Origin of the sequence: Pseudanabaena biceps PCC 7429 (assembly GCF_000332215.1) — a bacterium.
GTDB classification, from domain to species: domain Bacteria; phylum Cyanobacteriota; class Cyanobacteriia; order Pseudanabaenales; family Pseudanabaenaceae; genus Pseudanabaena; species Pseudanabaena biceps.
Map to the genome: position 1 here is coordinate 1 of NZ_ALWB01000400.1, position 1948 is coordinate 1948.

Consider the following 1948-nt stretch of genomic DNA (forward strand, 5'->3'; position numbering starts at 1 on the left):
TTCTCCTCGAATCCAAAAATCTAATGATAATGCTTCACCAATTCCAAGCACATCAACTTCTAATCAACCTATTGCAGAAATACCAGATAACCAGTCCAACGATATAAATCAGGTAGTCCAACGGCAAGTTGATACTACTGATTTGCCAATTGTAAATAATACTCCTTTAGAAAGCGATCGCAATATTCAAACAAGCGTCAATGCAGATTATTCTGCTCCTATTCGATATATTGCTCAAGATATTAATTTATCTCAAACCAATGCTATACAAAGACAGACTAACGATCTTGCTCCTATTGATCGCAATCAACCTGATATAGCTCGGCTAGATGGTATTACTCAAAGCGATCGCACGATCCAAAGAGAGTCCGACTTTACCATTCAACCTATCTTAGATTCTCAAACCACTGAAATCCAAAGACAAGTTATCTCAAACGATGTTGAATCAATTAATTCTCCTCAAATCCAAAGATCTAATGATAATGCTTCGCCAATCCAAAGCACATCAACTTCCGATCATCCCATTGCAGAAATACTAGATAGCCAGTCCAACGATATAAATCAGGTAGTCCAAAGACAAGTTAATGCTGCTGATTTACCAAGTTTGCCATTAGAAAGCGATCGCAATATTCAAGCAAGAGTTAATGCAGATTATTCTGCTCCTATCGATCGCAATCAAACTGATATAGCTCGGCTAGATGGTATTACTCAAAGCGATCGCACGATCCAAAGAGAGTCCGACACCATTCAACCTATCTTAGATTCTCAAAGTACTGAGATCCAAAGGCAAGTTATCTCAAACGATATTGAATTAAATAATTCTCCTCGAATCCAAAAATCTAATGATAATGCTTCACCAATTCCAAGCACATCAACTTCCGATCAACCCATTGCAGAAATACCAGATAACCAGTCCAACGATACAAATCAGGTAGTTCAAAGGCAAGTTGATGCTTCTGATTTACCAAATTTGCCAATTGTTTTACCGACTGTAAACAATACTCCATTAGAAAGCGATCGCAATATTCAAGCAAGAGTTAATGCAGATTATTCTGCTCCTATTCGAGCTATTGCCCAAGATATTAATTTATCGCAAACTGATGCTATACAAAGGCAGACTAATGATCCTAATCCTATCGATCGCAATCAACCTGATATAGCTCAGCTAGATAATATTACTCAAAGCGATCGCACGATCCAAAGAGAGCCCGACTTTACCATTCAACCTGTCTTAGATTCTCAAACCACTGAGATCCAAAGATCTTCCGATGATATTCCACCTATTCAAAACGCATTAACTTCCGATCAACCCATTGCAGAAATACTAGATAACCAGTCCAACGATACAAATCAGGTATTCCAACGGCAAGTTGATACTGCTATACAGAAAAAGACTAACGATCTTGCTCCTATTGATCGCAGTCAACCTGATATAGAGCAGACAGATGGTATTACTCAAAGCGATCGCACGATCCAAAGAGAGTCCGACTTTACCATTCAACCTTCTCAAACCACTGAAATCCAAAGACAAGTTATCTCAAATATTGAATCAATTAATTCTCCTCAAATCCAAAGATCTAATGATAATGCTTCACCAATTCCAAGCACATCAACTTCCGATCAGCCTATTTCAGAAATACTAGATAACCAGTCCAACGATATAAATCAGGTAGTTCAAAGGCAAGTTGATACTGCTGATTTACCAAATTTGCCAATTGTTTTACCGACTGTAAACAATACTCCATTAGAAAGCGATCGCAATATTCAAGCAAGAGTTAATGCAGATTATTCTGCTCCTATCGATCGCAATCAAACTGATATAGCTCGGCTAGATAATATTACTCAAAGCGATCGCACGATCCAAAGAGAGTCCGACTTTACCATTCAACCTGTCTTAGATTCTCAAACCACTGAGATCCAAAGATCTTCCGATGATATTCCACCTATT

The 1948-nt window shown here is 38.1% G+C and carries 1 protein-coding gene; it reads left to right on the top strand.

Annotated elements, in window-relative coordinates; all coding sequences use genetic code 11:
- On the top strand, positions 1-1948 hold a 1948-nt coding region (locus tag PSE7429_RS26470; protein WP_009629751.1), incomplete at both ends, for a hypothetical protein.